Raw genomic sequence first — 21,117 nt, 5'->3', positions numbered from 1 at the left:
CCGTGTGCGGCCGGTGGCGGCTGCCGCTATTCGGGGACGACCATCGGCGTGCCGCTCACCGGGTCGGCGACGATCACGCTCGGCAGGTCGAACACGTCCTTGATCAGGGCCGCGTCGACGACGTCGGCGGCAGCGCCCTCGGCCGCGACCCGGCCGTCCTTCATCGCGACGAGATGGTCGGCGAACCGGCACGCCTGGTTGATGTCGTGCAGCACCGCGATCACGGTGCGGCCCTCGTCCCGCAGTCGCGAGAGCAGGGCCAGCAGCCGGTACTGGTGCGTGATGTCCAAAAAGGACGTCGGCTCGTCGAGCAGCAGGTACGGCGTGTCCTGTGCGAGCACCATCGCCACCCACACGCGCTGGCGTTGCCCGCCCGAGAGCTCGGCCACCGGCCGGTCGGCGAAGTCCTCCACCTCGGCGGTGTCCATCGCCTCGGCCACCGCCCGTTCGTCGCCCGCGGTCCACAGCGCCAGTAGCGACTGGTGCGGATACCGGCCCCGTGCGACGAGCTGGCGCACCGTGATGCCCTCGGGTGCGAGCGGATCCTGCGGCAGGAATGCCAGTTCCCGCGCGAGGGCCTTCGCCGGAAAGTCCGTCACGGAACGGGAATCCAGCGACACCGTGCCCTCGCCGGGTTTCAGCAGCCGGACGAACGCCCGCAGCAACGTCGACTTCCCACAGCCGTTGGGCCCGACGACGGCGGTGAACGCGCCGTCGGGGACGTCGAGGCTGAGCCGGGTCGACACGACCCGCTCGCCGTAGCTCAGGGTCACGTCCCGAGCGGACAGTCGGGTGGTCATCTCCGCCGCACCTCCTGGGCGAGCAGCCAGATCAGGTAACCGCCGCCGATCGCCGTCGTGACGACGCCGACGGGAAGGGACACGGGGGCGAGCAGCATCTGCGCGATGAGGTCGGCCAGCTGCAGCAGCACCGCGCCGGTCAGTGCGGCGGGCAGCAGCGGGATTCCCGGCGCCTTCGCGAGTCTGCGGCCGATCTGCGGCGCGGCCAGCGCGATGAACGCCACCGGTCCGGCCACCGCCGTCACCGTCGCGGTGCAACCGACGCCGACCAGCACCATCAGCATCCGCTGCCGCTCCAGCGGCACTCCGGTCGACACCGCGATCGCATCGCCGAGCGCCGACTGGTGCAGCGTCTGCGAGCGCAGAGCGGCGACGGTCAGCAGCACCGAGAGGACGGCGAACGGCAGGATCAGGTCGTCCCAGTCGATGCCGTTGAGCGACCCGGAGTTCCAGCCGACCGCGGCCATCGCGACCTCGAGCTCCGCGCGCAGCACGAGCCAGTTGTTCAGCGCCGTGATCATCGCGTTGACGGCGATGCCGATGACGACCAGCCGCATGCCCGACAGGCCGTTCGACCGCGACAGCGAGTACACCAGCGCCGCGGTGACCAGCCCGCCGACGACGGATCCGAACGCGACGGTCATCGACGCGCCCGCGAACACGGTCATGACCAGCAGCGCACCGGTGTAGGCGCCCGCGTCCAGGCCGATGATGTCCGGGCTTCCCATCGGGTTGCGCGTCAGGTTCTGGAAGATCGCACCCGCCACGCCGAGTGCGGCGCCGAACAGGATTCCCGCCACGACCCGGGGTGCGCGCCACTCGGCGATGACCACGGACGGTTCCAGTCCCGTCAGCGCGCCGAACACCTCGCCGGGTGTGGCCCAGCTCGTGCCGTAGGACAGGCCGACGAACCCGAGCCCGAGCATCGCCGCGGCGCAGCCCAGGACGAGGGTGATCGTGCGGCGCTGGACGAACCACGCGCGGTCGCCGACCGGCACGCGTACCGTCGAGGTCCGTCCGCTCACGGGCGTCTCCCTCACGTCATACGTGTCGGGGTTCTGCGTGCCGGGGTTCTGTGTTCCGGGTTTCTGCGTGCCGGGTTTCTGCGTTCCGGGGTTCTGCGTGTCGGGCTGCTGCGTGTCGGTCACAGTGACCCCGCCCCGTACCGCCGGACCACCCAGATCAGCATCGGGCCGCCGAGGAAGGCGGTGACGATCGCGACCGGCACCTCGCCGGTGTGCAGCAGCACGCGGGCGATCGTGTCCGCCACGAGCATCAGGATCGGCCCCACGAGCGCCGACAGGCCGACGAGCCACGGCACCGAACCGGCGGTCAGCCTGCGCAGCAGGTGCGGCACGATCAGCCCGACGAACAGGATCGGCCCCGCGACGGCGGTCGCCGCGCCGGCCAGCACGGTGATCAGCAGCAGCGTCACCGTGCGCACCCGCGCGACGTCGGCGCCCAGCGTGTGCGCGACGGTGTCCCCGAGCGCGACGGCGTTGAGCGACCGTGCGATCACCAGCGCGCCGGCGAGCGCGAGGCCGATCGCGACGAGCGGCACCGTCAGGTCGGTCTGTTCCCGTCCGGCCAGCGACCCGACCGACCAGAACCGGTACTGGTCCAGCGCGTCCGGCGAGGTGAGCCGGATGCCGAGCGACACGCCCATCAGCACCGCGGAGAACGCGACACCCGCGAGCAGCAGCCGCAGCGTGGAATGCCTGCCGACGGCGTAGACGAGCGCGGTCGCCAGCACCGAGCCGACGACACCGAGACCGAGCTGCGAGATCGCCGAGCCGGCCAGGCCCAGCGCGGCGCCCACGGTGAGCGCGAATCCGGCGCCGTGGGTGACGCCGAGGATGCCCGGTTCGGCGAGCGGATTCCGCGACAGCGTCTGGATCAGGGCGCCCCCGACGGCGAGTGCGGCGCCGACGGCGATGCCCAGCACCATCCGCGGTAGCCGGATGTCGCGGACGACCAGGTGGTCACCGTCCCGCGGATCGAAGTCCGCCAGCGCCTGCCACAGCTCGCCGACGGGCACGGCGCGGGCACCGACGGCGAGACTGACGGCACCTGCGGCCACCAGGGCGATCACGCCCACGGCGAGGACGACCGGGCGGGCCGTGCTCGCCGTGGGCGGATTCGCGGAAGGTGCGCTCGTCACGGCCGTCGCGTCACTTCTTCAGCAGGGGTGCGAACGTCTCGTCCAGCGCGTCGAGTGTCTGCTTCGCCTGGCCGTACGTCGCCGCCTCGGTGTACTTGACCGGGAACGTCATGTCGTCTTCCACCGCGGGCAGGTTCTTCCACAGGTTCGAGTCGAGGACGTACCCGACGGGCTGGGGTGCGGACCCGTCGGGGTCGACGGTGTAGGTGATCGCGTCGGCCTCCTGCATGGCCGAAGGCAGTTCCTCGAGCGACGGGTACTCGCTGACCGCGCGGGAACCCTTGCCCTTCTCGGCGACCTCGCCGTAGTACTGCGCACCGATGTCATTGGCGATGTTCGTGCCCCACGAACCGTCGAACTCCCGCTGGAAGTTGCCGTTCTCGACCTCGCCGTAGCCGCCGACGTGGGCCAGCTTCAGATCCGGCAGGACGTCGGCGTACTTCTGCTTCAGCTCGTCGGCCCTCGTGTCGTACTCGTCCTTGACCTGGTCGAACTGCTCGAGCGCACCGGCCGCGTCGGCCTGCGTGCGGGAGACCTCCCGCCACGCCGACGGCACGTTCGGGCCGATGGCCACCACGGGCGCGATCGATTCGAGGCGCTCGGCGTCGATCTCGCCGAAGATGGGCTTCGGCACGCCGATGACGATGAGATCGGGGTCCTGCTCGGCGATGGCGTCGTAGTTCGTCTCCGCCGCGGTCTCACCGGCGATGCGCGGCAGCTCCTCGTAGGTCGTGAGGTCCTCGTCGGACATCAGCGGTTCGCCGCGCTCCCAGGAGGAGATGCCGACGAGCGGGGCGCCGGCCTCGATCAGCGTGGGCACGGCATAGCCGGTGGCGACGACGCGCTCGGGATTCTCGGGGATCTCGACGGTGCCGTTGTCGGCCTCGAACTGGCGGGTCGCACCGTCGGACTGTTCGCCGCCGGCGGCACCGCACGCGGAGAGGCCGACGGTCAGTGCGAGGGTCGCCGCGGTGGCCGCGCCCTTGGCGAGGCGGGATCTGAGTAGAGACATCGTTTTTCGTCCTTGAACAACTCGATGGGGGTCGGGGATTCAGTTGTGGGCCGGGAAATCAGTGGTGGCCGGGAAATCAGTGGTGGTCGTCGTCGTAGTCGGCGATGCCGAGCTTCCAGTAGCCGGTGATGTCGTAGTCACCCTTGGCGAGGCGGAGCTCGTCGCGGACCCACCGGCGCAGCGGCTTCAGCGTGCCCGCCTCACCGGCGAGCCACACGTAGAGGCTGTCCTCATCGGACGGACCGGGAACCGGGAGCGACCGCAGCGCCGGCTCGAGCAGATCGGCGGTCCCGGCACGTGCGCCTGCCCGGTGGAGCCAGCGGACCTCGACGCCGTCGGGCCCGTCGAGCGGGATCTGCTCACCGGCGTCGGCGACCTCGACGACGGCCCAGCCCTCGGCACTCGGCGGCATCTCCTCGAGCCACCGGGCGATGGCGGGCAGGGCGGTGATATCGCCTGCGAGCAGGTACTTGTCGTAACTGTCGGGGACGACCAGCCCACCGGGCGGGCCCGCGACGTGGACGGGCTCGCCCACGCGGGCGGTGCGTGCCCACTCGGCCGCGAGACCGCCGTCGTGCACCGCGATGTCGATGTCGAGGTGCCGCGCCGCGGGGTCGAACCGGCGGACCGTGTACTCCCGGGACGTCGGCGAGGGCCGCGGCCACGACAGCATGGTGCCGTTCGGCTCGGGCAGCCGGAGTGTGCCGTCGGGGTCGGCGAAGACGAGTTTGACGTGCTCGTCGGGAACGTGGGCCTCGAATCCGTCCAATCCGGACCCGCCGAGGGTGAGACGGATGAGGCCGGACCCGACCGGTTCGGTGCCGACGACCTCCACGGTGCGGATGCCGATCGGGTAGCCGACCTTCTCGGCGCCCTCGCCCGCCCGCACCTCGGCGATGCGGTCGAGATGACGATGGCGGTGATCGGTCCGCGTCATGCCCCCGACTCCTGTGTTCTGCGGGACACCCTCCCCGATTGCGGCGAAAACGCATGCCGCAACGAGGGCCCGGCCCGGTCGGCCACATGACCGGTGGCGCCGCGATCAATGGTCATGCGGGGTTCTCCTCGGTCAGCAGGGCGATCCAGTGGCCGAGTTCGGGTTGTTCGGCCAGATCGGGGAATTCCACCGCGTCGGCACCCGCCGCGCGCCAGCGTTCGATCAGGCTCATGATGCGGATCGAGTCGAGGCCCGCGTCGAGGAGGTTCTCGTCGGCGGCGATGTCGCCCGCATCGCGGCCGAGCAGGTCGGCGACCTCGGCGCGGATCTGCTCGGCGGTCAGGGCGCTCGCGCCCGTGGTCGGTTCCGTCATGATCGTTCCCTCCGTCGACGGTGGTCTACAGTGCGGCCGCGGTGACGGGTGCGGCGAGTGCGGCGCGGGCGGTCGCGGTGCCGACGACGGCGCCGCAGCACCCGGCCACGTAGGCGCACGCCTGGTCGTGGCGGTCCCTGGAGAAATCGGCGAGCGCGTCGGCGACGAGGAACGGCCGCACGTCGCGCATGAACGCCTCCTGCGCGGTGGCCTGGCAGCCGATGTGGGCGTACACACCGGTGATCATCAGCTGGTCCCGGCCCGCGGCGGCGAGGCGTTCGGCGAAGTCGCTGCGCTGGAACGCGCTGTAGCGCCACTTCGTCAGCACCGTGTCGCCGTCGGCGGGAGTCAGTTCGCCGACGATGTCGGCCACGTGCGGATCGTCGTCGACGTGCGCCCGCATGCCCTGGCCCCAGAAGTCGGCCTGCAGCCCGCGTTCGCCGGGCGGCGGGGTCGCGGGCTGGGCGGTGTAGAACACCGGGACGCCCCGCTGCCGGCACGCCGCGGCCAGCGCGGCGATGTTGGCGGTCATCTCCGGGATCGGCGCTCCCGTGTACGGGCGCATGAAGTACCGCTGCATGTCGTGCACGAGCAGCGCGGACCGGTCCGCCTCGAGACGCCAGTCCACCCGCGACGCCGGCAACTCCCCGGCCCCGGGCAGCGCGTAGGGCTCGATCTTCGGCAGGGACATCGACATCACCCGTTCTTCGCCTGGTCCGCGAGCACGGCCCGCAGCTCCCGTTTGCTCGTCTTGCCGACGCCGGTGGTGGGGAACTCGGCGGTGAGCACGACCCGGTCCGGGACCTTGTACGCCGCGACACCCCGTTCGCGCACGAAGCGCCGCAGCTCGGCCTCGGCGGGCTCGGCCCCGTCGACCGGCACCACGTAGGCGCACGTCCGCTCGCCGAGGAACGCGTCGGCCACCCCGACGAGCGCGGCGTCGAGAACGCCGGAGTGGGCCATGAGGTGGTTCTCGACCTCCTCGGGTGCGACCTTCTCCCCGCCGCGGTTGATCTGCTCCTTCACGCGGCCGACGACCTCGACGTGCCCGGACGGGTGCAGCCGCACCAGATCGCCGGTGCGGTAGAAACCGTCGGCCGTGAACGCCGTCGCGTTGTGCTCGGCGGCCCGGTAGTAGCCACGGATCGTGTACGGCCCGCGAGTCAGCAGCGCGCCCGCCTGACCCGGTTCGACGACGTCGGCCGCACTCGCCTCCGGATCGTCGGGGTTCACCACGCGAATCTCGTCGTCGAGGGAGATCGGCCTGCCCTGGGTGGACAGGACCAGTTCGTCGGGGTCGTCGAGGCGGGTGTAGAAGACGAGTCCCTCGGCCATGCCGAACACCTGCTGCAGCCGGCAACCCAGCGCGGGTTCGATGCGCTCGGCGAGTTCCCGCCCGCACTTGGCACCGCCGACGAGCAGTACCTCCAATGTGGACAGATCCCGCGTCGTGCGCGCCGCGGCCTGCACCCAGGCGGCGGCCAGCGGAGGCACGACCCCGCACATCGTCACGCCCTCGGACTCGACGAGCGCGAACGCCGTGTCCGCGTCCGGTCGCGGCGAGAGGACCACGGTCGAGCCTGCGTGCAGCGCACCGAGGATGCCCGGCGAACTCATCGGATAGTTGTGCGCGGCGGGCAGCACCACGAGGTACACGCTGTCGGGGCGCAGCCGGCAGATCCGGGCGCTCTCGCGGACGCTGTAGAGGTAGTCGTCGTGCGTGCGCGGGATCAGTTTGGACATTCCCGTGCTGCCGCCCGACAGCTGCAGGAACGCGGGCGCCCCGGGGTCCGGGTCGGGCAGCTCCCTCGGCTCGGTGGCCGCCAGCTCGGCGAACTCGTCGCTGCCGACGACGAACACGCGGCGCACCGGCGCCACCTCATCGGCCACCGAGTGCGCCTCGGCGGCGTAGTCGTGGCGCTCGTGCTCGCCGACCGTGACGATCGCCGCCGCCTCCGCGTGCGAGGCGAAGTGCACCAGCTCGGAATGCCGGTGCGCGGGCAGCGCGAACACCGGCAGCGCACCGGCCCGCCACAGGCCGAAGAGCACCGGGACGTACTCGGCGACGTTCGGCAGCTGCACGAGCACCCGCTCGCCGGCCTCGATGCCCCGGGCCGCGAACCCGGCGGCGAGGCGATGCGCCCGCTCGTCGAGCTCGGCGTAGGTCCAGCGCACCTGCTCGCCCGTCGCCGCGCTGACGCCCACGACCGCGGTGCGCCCGGCGTAGGCGGCGGCCAGGCCGCTGAGCCAGGTGCCGAACGTCTGCCCGCGCCAGTGGCCCAGCGCCCGGTACCGTGCCGCCTCCTCGGCGGGCCAGGGCGTGAAATCGGGTCCGGAACTCGCGGCAGGGCCGGGGTTCACGGCGGATCCGGGATTCGCGGCAGGGCCGGGGTTCACTCGGCCACCCCCAGCGCTCCCAGCAGGGTGCGGAACTTCGCCCGCGTCTCGGCCAGCTCCGCCTCCGGGTCGGATCCGGCCACGATGCCCGCGCCCGCGTGCACGCGCACGGTCTCCTCGGACGCCTCGGCGCAGCGGATCGTCACGACCCATTCGCCGTCGCCGTCGGCATCGGTCCAGCCGACCAGCCCGGAGTAGTAGCCGCGGCCCGCGGGTTCGAGGTCGGCGATGACGTCGCGGGCCGTGCTCGTCGGCACCCCGCACACGGCCGGGGTCGGGTGCAGCGCCTCCGCGAGGGCCAGCGACGACGAGGCGGGATCGCCGGGCTCGGCGAGCGTGCCGGTGATGCGGGTCGACAGGTGCCACATCGCCGGCGTGCCGACGACCTCGGGCTCGGGCACGTCGAGGCCGGAGCAGAACGTCCGGAGCACGGCGGCGACCTGGCGGATGACGAGGTCGTGCTCCGCGCGGTCCTTGGCGGCCGTGCGCAGGTCGTCGATGCGCCTGCGGTTCTCCGCGTCGTCGGCGCTGCGCGGCCGGGAACCGGCCAGCGGGTTGACGGTGACGGTGCGGCCACGGCGGGAGATCAGCAGTTCGGGGCTGGCGCCGAACAGGGTGCGGGCGGCCGGGTCGCCGGGTGCGGTGACGTCGACGGCGAAGGCGTGCGCGGCCGGGTCGGCATGCACGAGGCGCGCCAGCAGCGGCGGTACGGACACCGGCGCCTCGGCGGTGACGTCGAGCGCCCGCGCGAGGACGACCTTGTCGATGTCGCCGGTCTCGATGTGCAGCAGTGCCCTGCGGACGGCGTCGACGTAGTCGGCGGGATCGGGCTGCGGCGTGACGATCCGGCTCGCGCGGACCGGTGCCGACGCGGCCGCAGCGGCGGTCGTCGCGTCGGGCGCAGGCGCGCGGCGGACGAGGGCGGGCACGACCAGGCTCGCCGCGTCGTCGGGCCGGAACCCGAGGGCGCCTGCGACGATCGGATCGGCCAGGCCCGCCGCGCGGGCGTCGGCGAGTGCGCGGGCGGCCGCTCCGGCACGGGACGCACCCGGCTCGGCGGCCACGGCGGCGTGCACCCCGTCGGCGAGCAGCGTTCCCCGCGGCGACGAGTAGTAGAACGAGCCGGGCAGGTACGCCGTCAACAGGTCGGCGGCGTCGTACTGGGGCCGTGGCCGCGCCAGGACCGGTGAGGACACTCAGACAACTCCCTCGAGAGACACGTCGTTCACTCCTCGCTTCTCGCCGGGGCTCGCGATCGCCGGCCGTTCCCGGCGGTCGAGCCGAACCTCGACGTCCGATCGGTGACGTCCGATCAGCGACGTCGCAGCCAGCGACCTCGCAGGCAACGACATCACAGCCAGCGACATCATGGTTAGCCTTACCTAACGAATGAGAACCGTACGTTAGGTAAGCCTTAGATGAAAAGACGAGTTCGTGAGATCCGGTTCACAGGCCGATGACCGGTTCGGACCAGCGGAGTCGTGACGGTGCGTTACGAGCACGCCATGAGCTCGGACAATTCGACGTCGACCTCGGGCCAGCCCCGCAGCGAGCCCGGCGAACCGTAGGTACCCGTACAGCCGACCGTCCCGCCCGACAGGTCGAACACCTCGGCCAGCACCGGCGCCTGCCGGCACGCCGCGACACTGTCGACATCACTGCAGTCGTGACTGACGACGATCACCTCGGGCACGTCGTCACTGTCCACGTCGTCGAGCGTCACGCTGCCCGCGTCGGAGAAGTACGGCCGCTGGTCGGAACGCCAGCTGTCGCCCTGCCACACGTGGAGCTCGCCGACCATGCCACCGTCGTGCGGACCGCGCACGAGACACACCGGCGTCACGCTCTCCTCGCAGCGCAGCGAGTCCTGGTTGAGCGGAACCCCCATCGTGCCGATGGCCACCTCGGCCACGCTCGCCGACGCGGGCCCGCCCGCGCGCAGCCTGCCCGCCGACCCGCGCTCGGCCGCCAACAGCTCGACCGTCATGCCGTTCACCGACGCCGACGCGACGACCCGGCACGGCCCGCCCGCGCAGCCGTTGCCCGCCGTCGCCGTCGGCATCGAGAGCCCGTCGGCCACCTCGCGGTCGGCGTCCGGGCGCAACAGCACGGCCGCCACCAGCGACGCCACGACCACCACGACCGCGAGCGCCACCGTCAGCAGCACCGGCCCGGGCGGCCTACGCGAGGGGGACGCCGCCCCCTCCGGCCGGTCCTGCACCTCGGGCTGCTCCGATGCCGGCTGCTCCGCCGGCCCCGGCTGCTCTGCCCGCGCCGACTGCTCTGCCCGCGCCGGCACGTCCGGCACGTCCGGTTCCTCCGGCTGCTCCGGCTGCTCCGGTTCCGACGACTCGCTCCGCACGCACCGAGCCTAAAGCTTGCGGCCATGACGTTGGCCGCAGTCGACAGGGTTGTCGGAGACCCCCGTTCGGTCCCGGAAGGGCTCGACGACCTTCGCCGGGTTGTCGATCCGTTGCGCGCCGAGTCCGAGGAGCTGTTGGAACGGTTCGACGCCGACCAGCTGGCCACGATCACGGACTTTCTGACCGGCACCACCGAGATCGCGTACCGGCACGCCGCCCGCTTGCGCGCCGAACCAGCATCGCCGGTCGACCCCGAGCGAAGCTCGTAGCGAAAGGACAGAGATGAGCATCCTCCACGTTCCCGGAGCTCGGCTCTACTACGAAGTACGCGGCGATGGGCCACTCCTCGTGTTGATCCCCGGTGCGCCCGGGAATGCGCGGGTCTTCACCGCGCTCGCTGATCAGCTGGCGCAGCGCTACACCGTGCTGACTTACGACCGGCGCGGCTTCTCCCGCAGCGTTCTCGACGGAGCACAGGTCGCGAACACGGTGGGCCGCCCGGTACTCGAATTGCCCGGCGGACACATCGGTTACGGCGCCGAACCCGTCGAATTCGCCCGCGAACTGCTCGCCGCACTGAACTGAGGCCGCGACCCGTTGCCCGTGTGGCCGTACGGGAACTATTCCGGGACGAGCGACGTTGTCGGCATGTCGTCGGCAACCACCGGACTGCCTGGAGCCCACATGCCCGATCCCGCAAGTGCCGGGGAGACGCCGGCCGACGTCACCACGCGGCACGCCACACCGGCAGACCTCGACGTCATCGGGCCGGCGTACGGCGAGGCCGCGTACGACGAGGCGGTGGCCAGCTGGCTGCTGCCCGACGAGGATCGCAGGCGCCGGCTGCCCGAACTCCCCGCGTTCCACCGGTACGTACGGGAGCTGGTGGAAGCCGAGCTTCTGGTCGTGACCGAGTTCCAGCAGCAACTCGCGGGATTCTCCGTGTGGCTGGAAGCGGACGGTTCGGCGGGCGACGACACCTCCGATGCCGCCGACGCAAGCGCCGACGAATCGGATGCGCTGTTGCGGGAGGTCTACGGCGACTACGTGGACAGGGTGCGTCGGGTCGGCGCACTCACCGCACAACGGCATCCTGACGAACCGTACTTTTACCTGCAGCAGATGGCGGTCCTGCCGGCATACCGTGGTCGTGGACTCGGTGGTTCGATGTTGCGCCACGGGCTCGCCGTCGCGGACGGCAAAGGGCTACCGACGTATCTGGAAGCGAGCACGCCCCGCAACCGTGCGTTGTACCAACGTCACGGGTTCGCCGATGTCGGCTCCCCTGTTGCGCTCCCCGAGGAGGGACCCCGGCTCCAGCCGATGCGTCGTGCACCATCCGCGAGCCCCTAGGACTCCGCAGTCGTTCCGCTGCCGAGGCAGGTGAACATCAGCGTCATGCCCATCCACCTCGCCGACGGTGGTGCCTCGGGGCTTCTCGGGTCGGCGCCCGCCGACCCGGGAAGCAACACCCGTCCGTGGCACATCGCGCGGACGTGGGACAACCCGGACCACGGACCGCGCACGGTTACCGTGATGTCGGTGACGAATCCCCAGCTGCCGCCCGTGGTCTACCTGCCCACCGGCCCGCACGACGGCAAGCACACCCGCCAGACCGACGTCGAGCTCCGCCGCACCCCCGACGGCCGCCTCGCGCTCCTCGCCTACACCGCCGTCGACCGCCTCACGGAATGTTGCGGCGAGCACCAACCGTGGATGCTCGTGCAGACGTCCGACCTGCAGACCCTGCACGAATCGCAGCCCTACGACGTGATCCTCGTCGACGCCGAGATCCCCGAAGAGCTGCGCCACCCGGCGTGACCCTCCCGCCCGCCCCTGGCCGTGACTCGGGTCTCACCGGCGGCCGCCCGCCGGTCCGTAGACTCCGACCGAGAACGGCTTGACATGGAGGTAGGCGTGCCGGAGCGAGGCAACAAGGTCGTGGCAGGCGCGGTGACGAAGGTGCTCATCGCGAACCGTGGCGAGATCGCGGTGCGCGTGATCCGAGCCGCGCAAGACGCGGGTGTCGCCAGCGTGGCCGTCTACGCCGACCCGGACAGGGACGCTCCGCACGTCCGGCTCGCCGACGAGGCGTTCGCCCTGGGCGGGGACACGGCGGCGGACAGCTACCTGGTGTTCGACAAACTGCTCGACGTGGCGAAGCGTTCCGGTGCGGACGCGGTCCACCCGGGCTACGGCTTCCTGTCCGAGAACGCCGACTTCGCGCAGGCGGTCCTCGACGCGGGCCTGACCTGGATCGGCCCGTCCCCGCAGGCCATCCGCGACCTCGGCGACAAGGTCACCGCGCGGCACATCGCGCTGAAGGCGGGCGCTCCCCTGGTGCCCGGCACCAAGGATCCCGCGGGCAGTGCGGACGAGATCGTGGCGTTCGCCGAGGAACACGGCCTGCCCGTGGCCATCAAGGCGGCGTTCGGCGGTGGCGGCCGCGGCCTGAAGGTCGCCCGCACGCTCGACGAGATCCCTGAACTGTTCGAATCCGCCACGCGCGAGGCGGTGTCGGCGTTCGGCCGCGGCGAATGCTTCGTCGAGCGCTACCTCGACAAGCCCCGACACGTCGAGGCGCAGGTCCTGGCAGACCAGCACGGAAACGTCGTCGTCGTCGGCACCCGCGACTGCTCGCTGCAGCGCCGCCACCAGAAGCTCGTCGAGGAGGCGCCCGCGCCGTTCCTGACCGACGCGCAGCGCGAGACCATCCACGCCTCGGCCAAGGCGATCTGCGCCGAGGCCGGATACCACGGCGCCGGCACGGTCGAATACCTCGTCGGCATCGACGGCACGATCTCGTTCCTCGAGGTGAACACCCGGCTGCAGGTCGAACACCCGGTCTCGGAGGAGACGACGGGCCTGGACCTGGTGCGCGAGCAGTTCCGCATCGCCGAGGGCCACGAGCTGCAGCTGACCGGGGACCCGGCGCCGCGCGGGCACTCCATCGAGTTCCGCATCAACGGCGAGGACGCGGGCCGGAACTTCCTGCCCGCACCGGGCACGGTGACGCGACTCGACTTCCCCGCAGGTCCCGGCGTGCGCATCGACGCGGGCATGGAGACCGGCACCGTCATCGGCGGCCAGTTCGACTCGATGCTGGCGAAGGTCATCGTCACCGGCGCCGATCGCGAGCAGGCCATCGAGCGGTCGCGCCGCGCCCTCGACGAGATGGTCGCCGAGGGCATCGCCACCGTGCTGCCCTTCCACCGCACCATCCTGCGGGACCCGGCGTTCGTCGGTGACGGCAAGAACTTCTCGGTGCACACCCGCTGGATCGAGACCGAGTTCGAGAACACGATCGAGCCGTACGTCGCAGCCGACGACGCCGACGACGCCGACGAGGCGCCGCGGCAGAACGTCGTCGTCGAGGTCGGCGGGCGCAGGCTCGAGGTGTCGCTGCCCGGCAACCTCGCCTCGGCCGGCGGCGGTGGCGGCGCGGCGGCGAAGTCCAAGCCGCGCAAGCGCACCGGCGGCGGCAAGGCCGCGGTCAGCGGTGACGCGGTGACCGCCCCGATGCAGGGCACGGTCATCAAGGTCGCCGTCGAGGAGGGTCAACAGGTCGAGGCCGGCGAGCAGATCGTGGTGCTCGAGGCCATGAAGATGGAAAACCCCGTGACCGCGCACAAGGCCGGCACCGTGACCGGCCTGTCCGCCGAAACCGGCTCCACCGTCAACCAGGGCGCCGTCCTCCTCGAACTCAAGGACTGACCCCGACCCCGCGTGTCCTGCGCCCACCCGTCGCCCGACCACCGCCCCCACGGCCGCGCTGACGCGCGACTGCGCTGTCGCGCGTGTGCTGCGTTCAGGCACGCGTGTTCTGCACTCGGGGAGCGAACAACGCGCAACGGTTTCGCAGGTGCCGTGGCCGCGTCGAGGTCCGCACGCCTACGATCGACGTGTGGCCGCTGATCGATCCGAGCTGCGGCTCAGCGACGCTGAGCGGCAGGAAGCCCTCGATGCGCTGTCGGAGCACGTGCGCACCGGGCGGCTCGAGCTGACCGAGTTCGACGAACGCTCGGCGGGAGTCAGCGCGGCGAAGTTCCGCAAGGACCTGAAGCCGATGTTCGCCGACCTGCCCGAGCCCCGGCCGAGCGTCCTCGAGAGCGGCCCGCGACAGGACGGCGGGATGTCCCGCACCGGCGCGTCCGGCCCGCCGGTGCCGGTGCAGCCGTGGCGGCAACGGCTGGCCTCCCTGGCACTGCCCGCCGCCGCGATACTGGCGATCGCGCTGTTCTTCGTCACCCGGGCCGGGTTCTTCGTGTTCCTGATCCCGGCGGCGGCAGCGCTGCTCGCCGGCATGATCGTCAACCGCCGCTGACTGCCCACCGGACGTCGAGACTCTCCCGCGGCGCTGCGCCGACCCCACTCCCGCTCCGCCGACCCTGTTCCCGCTGCGCCGACCCTGCTTCCGCCGCGCTTTCCGACATCGACCTCGCATCCACAGCGGACGTCGTATGTGGACACTCCTGTCGCGACGGGGCGCACGACACCCCGTTCCCGCACGGCCGGAATGCAGCACACGCGGTGCCGAGTGCAGCACACGCGGTGCCGAGTGCAGCACACGCGCGACAGCGCAGCCGCGCCCGGCACGCCGGTGAGGGGTGGCGGCCGGGCGACGGGTGGACGCAGGACACGCGGTGCGCCTCGCGTCCGGGCAGGTCTCAGCTGACCGGCTCGGTGAGGTCCGGCCTCGGTTCCGGTGCTGCGACGCGCCGGGCGTCGGCGGCCTCGTCGTCGGGCTGTGCCTGCGAATCGCGCTCGGCCTCCACGCGAGCGCGATACACCTCGACCTCACGCTCCCGCTGCTGCGGCGTCCAGCCCAGTACGTCGCCCACCAGCTCGGCGACCTGCTCGGCACAGTCGACGCCGCGGTGCGGGTACTCGATGGAGATCCGGGTCCGCCGGGCCAGCACGTCCTCGAGGTGCAGTGCTCCCTCGTCGGTGGCGGCGTAGACGACCTCGACGCGCAGGTAGTCCGGCGCCGTCTCGATCGGCTTCAGCAGATCGGGCCTGCCCTCGGCGAGCGCGAGCACGTCGCCGATGAGCGAGCCGTACCGGTCGAGCAGGTGCCGTACGCGGTAGGGGTGCAGCCCGTGATCGGACGCCAGGTGATCGGCCTGGTTGACCAGCGCGTGGTACCCGTCCGCGCCGACGAGCGGCACCTTGTCGGTGATCGACTCCTGCACACGCTCGGGAACGTCGACGGCCGCGGCGTCCACGGCATCGGCCGCCATCACGCGGTACGTCGTGTACTTGCCGCCCGCGATCGCCACCAGCCCCGGCGCCACGCGTGCGACCGCGTGCTCGCGCGAGAGCTTCGACGTCTCCTCGCTCTCGCCGGCCAGCAACGGCCGCAGCCCCGCGTACACGCCTTCGATGTCGTCGTGCGTCAGCGGCGTGGCCAGGACCTTGTTCACGTGTTCGAGGATGTAGTCGATGTCGCTGCGCGTCGCCGACGGATGCGCCAGGTCGAGATACCAGTCGGTGTCGGTGGTACCGATCACCCAGTGGTTGCGCCACGGGATCACGAACAGCACCGACTTCTCCGTCCGCAGGATCATGCCGCTCTCGGCGACGATCCGGTCCCGCGGCACGACGATGTGCACACCCTTGCTCGACCGCACCCGGAACCGTCCCCGGCTGCCCGAGAGCCGCTGCAGCTCGTCGGTCCACACGCCGGTCGCGTTGATCACGGCGTGCGCCCGGACGTCGGTCTCCTGTCCACTCTCGACGTCGCGCACGCGCACGCCCGACACCCGGTCGGCTTCGCGGAGGAACCCGACGACCTGCGTGGAGTTGCGCACCACGGCGCCGTAGTGCGCGGCGGTGCGGCCGACGGTCATGGTGTGGCGGGCGTCGTCGGCCTGCGCGTCGTAGTAGCGAATGCCGCCGATCAGCGCGTCCCGCTTCAGCGCAGGCACCATGCGCAGTGCGCCCGCGCGCGTGAGGTGCTTCTGGCCGGGAACGGAACGCGCGCCGCCCATCGTGTCGTACAGGAACAGACCGGCGGCGGTGTAGGGACGTTCCCACCCGCGGTGCGTCAGCGGGTACAGGAAGCTCACCGGCTTGACCAGGTGCGGTGCGAGCCGGTTGAGCATCAGTTCGCGCTCGCGCAGCGCCTCGCGGACGAGGCCGAACTCCAGCTGCTCGAGATAGCGCAGGCCGCCGTGGAAGAGTTTGCTCGACCGGCTCGACGTGCCCGAGGCCAGATCCCGCGCCTCGATGAGCGCCACGCGCAGGCCGCGCGTCGCCGCGTCGAGAGCCGTGCCCGCACCGACGATGCCCCCGCCGATCACGACGAGGTCGAACGTCTCCTTCCCGAGCTGCTGCCACGATTCGGCGCGCGTCTCCGGGCCCAACTGTGCCGACGCCGCGGCCCTGGCCGACGTCCTCGCCTCACGTCCACGCTGCGCTGTCACCTGATCCTCCTCGCCGACGTCGCCCCCGATCACCGGGACGCGTCCAGCATGTCACGTCCGCCGTCACTCGCGCGTCCGCCGTCACTAGCGCGTCCGCACGCCATCGCTACGCCGGACGTCGCTTTGAGCCATCACTCACATGCGAGTAGCGTACCGAGCAGTGTTAAACGGCAGCGCCGCCCGACCGGCATGGGAGCACCCCTGCACGGACCCGCCCGGTGCGGCCATGAACGACAAGTCCCGGTCGTAACCGAGGTGGAGGGCTGATTGCCTATGAACGCCGGATCAATTTTCGTCTGGGAGATGCTGGGCACCTCGGTGCTCGTCCTCCTGGGGACCGCCGTCGTGGCGAACAACACGCTGCACAAGACTCTCGGGAACGGCAGCGGCTTCCTGTTCGTCACCATCGGCTGGGGCTTCGCGGTCTTCGCCGGTGCGAGCATCGCCGACCCGTCGGGCGGGCACATCAACCCGGCGGTGACCTTCGGGCTCGCCGTCTCGGGAGAGCTGGCCTGGGCCGACGTGCCCATCTACTGGGCGGGTCAGCTCGTCGGTGGTGTGCTCGGTGCGGGACTGACGTGGCTGACCTACAAGCTGCAGTTCGACGAGCATCCGGAACCGGAGAACACGCTCGGCATCTTCTCGACCGTTCCGCCGATCCCGAACAAGCTGTGGAACACGGTCACCGAGATCATCGGTACGTTCATCCTGCTGGCGTGGATCCTGCTCACCCCGACGGCGTCCGTGACCGCCGAGGGCGATCCCGTGTTCGGCAACGCGGCACTCGGCTACGCGGGCGTGGCGTTCGTCGTGCTGGTGATCGGTACCTCGCTGGGCGGTCCGACGGGCTACGCGATCAACCCGGCACGTGACCTCGGACCGCGCATCGCGTACGCGCTGCTGCCGATCCGCGGCAAGGGTAATCCGCAGTGGGGATATTCCTGGGTTCCCGTCGTCGGCCCGCTCATCGGTGCCGGCCTCGCCGGCCTTCTCTACCTCGCAGTCAGCGGCCTGAGCTGAGTTTGGAGCAACTGTGTCTCGTTTTGTCGCCGCCATCGACCAGGGCACGACGTCCACCCGCACGATGATCTTCGACTATTCCGGCAACGTGGTCGCGGCCGACCAGCGGGAGCACGAACAGATCTTCCCGCAGGCCGGCTGGGTCGAACACGATCCGGAACAGGTCTGGGCCAATACCCGGGCGACGGCCGCGGGCGCGCTGGCCAACGCCGACATCACGGCCGCCGACGTGGTGAGCGTCGGCATCACCAACCAGCGCGAGACGACCGTCGTGTGGGACCGCCGCACCGGCAAACCCGTCTACAACGCGATCGTCTGGCAGGACACGCGCACCGACCGGATCATCACCGAGCTCGGCGAGCTCGGCGGCGGCCAGGAGCGGTATCGCGAGAAGACCGGGTTGCCGCTCGCGACGTACTTCTCCGGTCCGAAGATCAAGTGGATCCTGGACAACGTCGACGGGGTGCGGGAGCGCGCCGAAGCCGGCGACCTGCTGTTCGGCAACATGGACACGTGGGTGCTGTGGAACATGACCGGTGGTGTCGACGGCGGCATCCACGTCACCGATCCCACCAACGCCTCACGCACCATGCTGATGGACCTGGCCACGCTGACCTGGGACGAGGGCATCGCCGCCGACATGGGCATTCCGCTGGCGATGCTGCCGGAGATCCGCTCCTCCTCCGAGGTGTACGGCACCGTGCGGGAACGCGGCGCGCTCGGCGGCGTACCCATCTCGGGCATCCTCGGCGACCAGCAGGCGGCGACGTTCGGCCAGGCCTGCCTGTCCCCCGGAGAGGCCAAGAACACCTACGGCACCGGCAACTTCGTGCTGCTCAACACCGGCAACAACATGGTGCTGTCGGAGAACGGCCTGCTCACGACGGTCTGCTACAAGATCGGCGACAACGACACCGTGTACGCGCTCGAAGGGGCGATCGCCGTCACCGGGTCGCTGGTGCAGTGGCTGCGCGACAACCTCGGCATGATCGGCTCGGCCGCCGAGATCGAAGGCTACGCGCGCACCGTCGACGACAACGGCGGCGCCTACTTCGTGCCCGCCTTCTCCGGCCTGTTCGCCCCGTACTGGCGCTCCGACGCACGCGGCGCGATCGTCGGCCTGACCCGTTACGTCAACAAGGGCCACCTCGCGCGGGCCGTACTCGAGGCGACGGCGTTCCAGACCCGCGAGGTCATCGACGCGATGGATGCCGACTCGGGCGTGCCGCTGCGCACGCTCAAGGTCGACGGCGGCATGGTGGTCAACGACCTGCTGATGCAGTTCCAGGCCGACATCCTCGGCGTGTCCGTGATCCGGCCCAAGGTCAACGAGACGACCGCCCTCGGTGCCGCCTACGCGGCCGGGCTGGCCGTCGGGTTCTGGCAGTCCGAAGAGGACATCCGCTCGAACTGGGCCAAGGACAAGCAATGGCAGCCCGCCATGGACGAGCAGCGCCGCGAAAGCGAATACCGCAACTGGAAGAAGGCGGTCACGAAGACGTTCGACTGGGTGCCCTAAATACCTACTGCGTGGTGATCCTACGGGTACGGGGCGCCTATGCGGGTGCCCATGCGGGAATGATTGAAATCCCCGCCAGCCCGTAGCGACGTTCAGGCGGCGTGACCTGCACTTTGCGAATCAAGCGCGAAAGCAGGTCACGCCGCCGGGTCACCGGCAACGTGTCCCACTCGGCGAGCAAGCCCAGCGCGACGACGCGGGCGGGCTCGGTTTCTTCGGTAGCGGCCTGCTGCTTGGCAAGGGCGAGCCTTTCGACGGCGGTCTGTTGCTCGGCGAGCAATTCGGCGCGTGTCTGGTCGTACTCGGCTTCGGTCATGCGCTCGGCGATCAGGTGTCGCCGCAGCGTCGCCAACTGCTTATCGATGCGGTCGAGTTCGCGCTGCGCCTCTTCGGCGGTCGCGCGGGTGGTGAGCTGCAAGTGCTCGCTACGCCGAGCACTTTCGGCTGCGTCGCCGATGTCGTCCGCGAGCTCGGTGAGCCACTGTTTCACGGCGTCGATGGCGCGGTGTTCGGAAACCGTCACCATGCACACCCCGCCGCTGTCGGTACTCCGCCGGCAGATGAGTTGCACATAGGGGCGTTCACGATTTCCGGTGCGGTCCCGTCTTGTCATGGCCGCAGTGCAGTCTCCGCATTGAACGAGGCCAGACAGGGTGTAGCGGGCTGCGACCCGCCGGGGGTGCTGCTGGCCACGCTGCACCCGGGTTCGCTTGTATTTCTCCCATTCGTCCGAGGTGATGATCGCCGGGTGCGCGCCCTGGTCCCACACGATTTGCTGGAACGGTCCGGTGATCTTCACGCCGTCGGCGTCGACGGGCACGCGCCGTAGCAGGCCCGCGCCGAATCCGGAGTCGAGCACGTCGCGGACTGTCTTGGCGTGCCAGGGTTTTTCGCGTGCGTTCGTAATGCCTCGGCGGTTGAGTTCACGGGCGATACCGGGTCCGCCGCTGCCGCTGTTGTAGGCGGCATACATCCATGCGAGCACGCCGGCCTGTTCTGGGTTGATCTCGTAGCGTTCGGTCTCACCCTGGTTACGTATCCAGTGGTAGCCGAATCGCTTCCCGCCGATGGCTGGTAGTCCGCGAGCGCGCCTGTTGTGGTGCGTTTCCTGCCAGCCTTCACCGATCAACTCGCTTTGGAACGCCGCGTACTCCCCCATCATGCCGCGCTGGAATCGTCCAGCGGCTGTGGTGGTGTCGATGGGTTCGAGTGCGGACTCGACGCGTCCGCCGAGTGATTCCACGCGGTCGTTCGCGGCGGCGAAGTGCAGGCGTTGCCGAGCTAGGTCATGTCTGATATTTGTCGGGTCCAGGCGATGACGGCGTTGAGGATGATCGCTGCGCGGTAGATGGTGGCGTGTTTGTCGTATCGGGTGGCCAGGCCTCGCCACTGTGTGAGATGGCAGTAGCGGCGCTCGATCACGTTGCGGTGCCGGTACTCGGCGGCGTCGAGCCCGACGGGCCGCCCGCCGTGTGATCCGCGGTTCTTGCGGTGCTGTTTCTGATCGTCGGGTTCGGGGATCACGGCGGTGATGCCGCGTGAACGCAGGTGAGCCCGGATCGCTCGAGAGGAGTAGGCCTTGTCGGCCCGGACAGCGTCGGGTCGGGTTCGTGGCCGTCCCACCTGCCGGCCGATACGTAGCTGTCGTAGCAGTGGCAGCAGCATCGGAGAATCGCCCGCATGGCCCGCGGTCAGCAACGTGACCAGTGGCAGCCCGCTGCCGTCGACAAGTTGGTGGATCTTCGTCGACAGCCCACCGCGTGAACGGCCGAGCGCGTGATCACGCGGCTCGATGGTCGGCTGCGTGTAATTCGATCCAGCCCCCTGTGCGGCGCGTGACATTCGCCGCGTGCTGATGCGCCCGCGCGATCGTGGAATCGACCGAGACCGACCAATCCACCAACCCGGCCGCGTCCGCCGCAGCGGTCAACTCAGCCAGCACCGCATCCCATGTGCCCTCGGCGGCCAGCCGCCGGTGCCAGGTCCAGACGGTCTGCCATGGACCGAACACCTCGGGCAGATCCCGCCACGCGATCCCTGTCCGATAGCGGTACATGATCGCCTCAACCATCGTCCGAGCATCCGAAAACGGCCTACCCCTACGACCAGT

General features: G+C 70.5%; 22 protein-coding genes. 8 read left to right on the top strand and 14 right to left on the bottom strand.

Annotated elements, in window-relative coordinates:
• Nucleotides 1-26: 26 nt before the first annotated feature.
• From LY41_RS20985 to LY41_RS20940, 10 genes are all read right to left on the bottom strand, one after another.
• Nucleotides 27-800, bottom strand: coding sequence for an ABC transporter ATP-binding protein (locus tag LY41_RS20985; protein ID WP_253865914.1), 774 nt, complete (start codon nt 798-800; stop codon nt 27-29).
• Entirely contained in the window at nt 797-1,825 is a 1,029-nt protein-coding gene (locus tag LY41_RS20980) for a FecCD family ABC transporter permease (RefSeq protein ID WP_253865913.1), read from the bottom strand. Before LY41_RS20980 ends, LY41_RS20985 begins: the two co-directional genes overlap by 4 nt.
• 119 nt (nt 1,826-1,944) lie before the next feature.
• Nucleotides 1,945-2,961, bottom strand: coding sequence for a FecCD family ABC transporter permease (locus tag LY41_RS20975; RefSeq protein WP_372493329.1), 1,017 nt, complete (start codon nt 2,959-2,961; stop codon nt 1,945-1,947).
• A 10-nt stretch (nt 2,962-2,971) separates the two neighbouring features.
• Complete coding sequence (locus LY41_RS20970; RefSeq protein WP_253865912.1) at nt 2,972-3,973, bottom strand: ABC transporter substrate-binding protein; 1,002 nt, start codon at nt 3,971-3,973, stop codon at nt 2,972-2,974.
• A 76-nt stretch (nt 3,974-4,049) separates the two neighbouring features.
• Nucleotides 4,050-4,910: a siderophore-interacting protein gene (locus LY41_RS20965; protein WP_253865911.1), complete on the bottom strand. Its 861-nt coding sequence runs from the start codon at nt 4,908-4,910 to the stop codon at nt 4,050-4,052.
• Between the two features lie 112 nt (nt 4,911-5,022).
• Nucleotides 5,023-5,283: a phosphopantetheine-binding protein gene (locus LY41_RS20960; protein ID WP_253865910.1), complete on the bottom strand. Its 261-nt coding sequence runs from the start codon at nt 5,281-5,283 to the stop codon at nt 5,023-5,025.
• 25 nt (nt 5,284-5,308) lie between these two features.
• A complete protein-coding gene (locus LY41_RS20955) occupies nt 5,309-5,980 on the bottom strand; it encodes an isochorismatase family protein (RefSeq protein ID WP_253865909.1) in 672 nt (223 codons plus the stop codon).
• Entirely contained in the window at nt 5,980-7,644 is a 1,665-nt protein-coding gene (locus LY41_RS20950) for a (2,3-dihydroxybenzoyl)adenylate synthase (RefSeq protein ID WP_253866133.1), read from the bottom strand. Before LY41_RS20950 ends, LY41_RS20955 begins: the two co-directional genes overlap by 1 nt.
• Before the next feature lie 32 nt (nt 7,645-7,676).
• Entirely contained in the window at nt 7,677-8,876 is a 1,200-nt protein-coding gene (locus LY41_RS20945) for an isochorismate synthase (RefSeq protein ID WP_253865908.1), read from the bottom strand.
• Between the two features lie 296 nt (nt 8,877-9,172).
• Nucleotides 9,173-10,042 carry a hypothetical protein gene (locus LY41_RS20940; RefSeq protein WP_253865907.1) on the bottom strand — a complete coding sequence of 290 codons (870 nt, stop codon included), beginning with the start codon at nt 10,040-10,042 and terminating at the stop codon, nt 9,173-9,175.
• A gap of 24 nt (nt 10,043-10,066) precedes the next feature.
• Here LY41_RS20940 and LY41_RS20935 point away from each other — a divergent pair, with 24 nt between their 5' ends.
• The 6 genes from LY41_RS20935 to LY41_RS20910 all read left to right on the top strand — a co-directional run bounded on the left by LY41_RS20935 (nt 10,067) and on the right by LY41_RS20910 (nt 14,367).
• Complete coding sequence (locus LY41_RS20935; RefSeq protein ID WP_253865906.1) at nt 10,067-10,312, top strand: hypothetical protein; 246 nt, start codon at nt 10,067-10,069, stop codon at nt 10,310-10,312.
• A gap of 13 nt (nt 10,313-10,325) precedes the next feature.
• Nucleotides 10,326-10,628, top strand: a complete 303-nt coding sequence (locus LY41_RS20930) for an alpha/beta fold hydrolase (protein WP_253865905.1) — start codon at nt 10,326-10,328, stop codon at nt 10,626-10,628.
• 99 nt (nt 10,629-10,727) lie between these two features.
• Nucleotides 10,728-11,396 (top strand): GNAT family N-acetyltransferase, encoded by a 669-nt coding sequence (locus LY41_RS20925; RefSeq protein WP_253865904.1) that lies wholly within the window; start codon nt 10,728-10,730, stop codon nt 11,394-11,396.
• Between the two features lie 45 nt (nt 11,397-11,441).
• Nucleotides 11,442-11,864 carry an SAV_915 family protein gene (locus tag LY41_RS20920; RefSeq protein WP_308292288.1) on the top strand — a complete coding sequence of 141 codons (423 nt, stop codon included), beginning with the start codon at nt 11,442-11,444 and terminating at the stop codon, nt 11,862-11,864.
• 96 nt (nt 11,865-11,960) lie between these two features.
• Nucleotides 11,961-13,757: an acetyl/propionyl/methylcrotonyl-CoA carboxylase subunit alpha gene (locus LY41_RS20915; RefSeq protein ID WP_253865903.1), complete on the top strand. Its 1,797-nt coding sequence runs from the start codon at nt 11,961-11,963 to the stop codon at nt 13,755-13,757.
• A gap of 190 nt (nt 13,758-13,947) precedes the next feature.
• Entirely contained in the window at nt 13,948-14,367 is a 420-nt protein-coding gene (locus LY41_RS20910; RefSeq protein ID WP_253865902.1) for a DUF1707 SHOCT-like domain-containing protein, read from the top strand.
• Between the two features lie 343 nt (nt 14,368-14,710).
• On the opposite strand, the gene LY41_RS20905 is transcribed toward LY41_RS20910, so the two are convergent.
• On the bottom strand, nt 14,711-16,468 hold the full coding sequence (locus LY41_RS20905; protein WP_253865901.1) for a glycerol-3-phosphate dehydrogenase/oxidase: 1,758 nt from the start codon (nt 16,466-16,468) through the stop codon (nt 14,711-14,713).
• A gap of 273 nt (nt 16,469-16,741) precedes the next feature.
• On the opposite strand from LY41_RS20905, the gene LY41_RS20900 reads away from it, so the two are divergent.
• Together LY41_RS20900 and glpK are read left to right on the top strand one after the other, a co-directional pair.
• Nucleotides 16,742-17,488: an MIP/aquaporin family protein gene (locus LY41_RS20900; RefSeq protein WP_253865900.1), complete on the top strand. Its 747-nt coding sequence runs from the start codon at nt 16,742-16,744 to the stop codon at nt 17,486-17,488.
• A 13-nt stretch (nt 17,489-17,501) separates the two neighbouring features.
• Nucleotides 17,502-19,007 carry a glycerol kinase GlpK gene (glpK, locus tag LY41_RS20895; RefSeq protein ID WP_253865899.1) on the top strand — a complete coding sequence of 502 codons (1,506 nt, stop codon included), beginning with the start codon at nt 17,502-17,504 and terminating at the stop codon, nt 19,005-19,007.
• Nucleotides 19,008-19,044: 37 nt separating this feature from the next.
• On the opposite strand, the gene LY41_RS20890 is transcribed toward glpK, so the two are convergent.
• From LY41_RS20890 to LY41_RS20880, 3 genes are all read right to left on the bottom strand, one after another.
• Complete coding sequence (locus LY41_RS20890) at nt 19,045-20,250, bottom strand: recombinase family protein (RefSeq protein ID WP_253865898.1); 1,206 nt, start codon at nt 20,248-20,250, stop codon at nt 19,045-19,047.
• Nucleotides 20,251-20,288: 38 nt separating this feature from the next.
• Nucleotides 20,289-20,849 (bottom strand): IS5 family transposase, encoded by a 561-nt coding sequence (locus tag LY41_RS20885; RefSeq protein WP_253865897.1) that lies wholly within the window; start codon nt 20,847-20,849, stop codon nt 20,289-20,291.
• Nucleotides 20,788-21,117 (bottom strand): transposase (locus LY41_RS20880; protein ID WP_301297157.1); only part of this gene is annotated, 330 nt, incomplete at its 5' end. The genes LY41_RS20885 and LY41_RS20880, both read right to left, overlap by 62 nt.

Source organism: Prauserella halophila (genome assembly GCF_024171895.1).
Taxonomy (GTDB): Bacteria; Actinomycetota; Actinomycetes; order Mycobacteriales; family Pseudonocardiaceae; genus Prauserella; species Prauserella halophila.
This window is presented reverse-complemented; position numbering and strand designations above follow the sequence as displayed.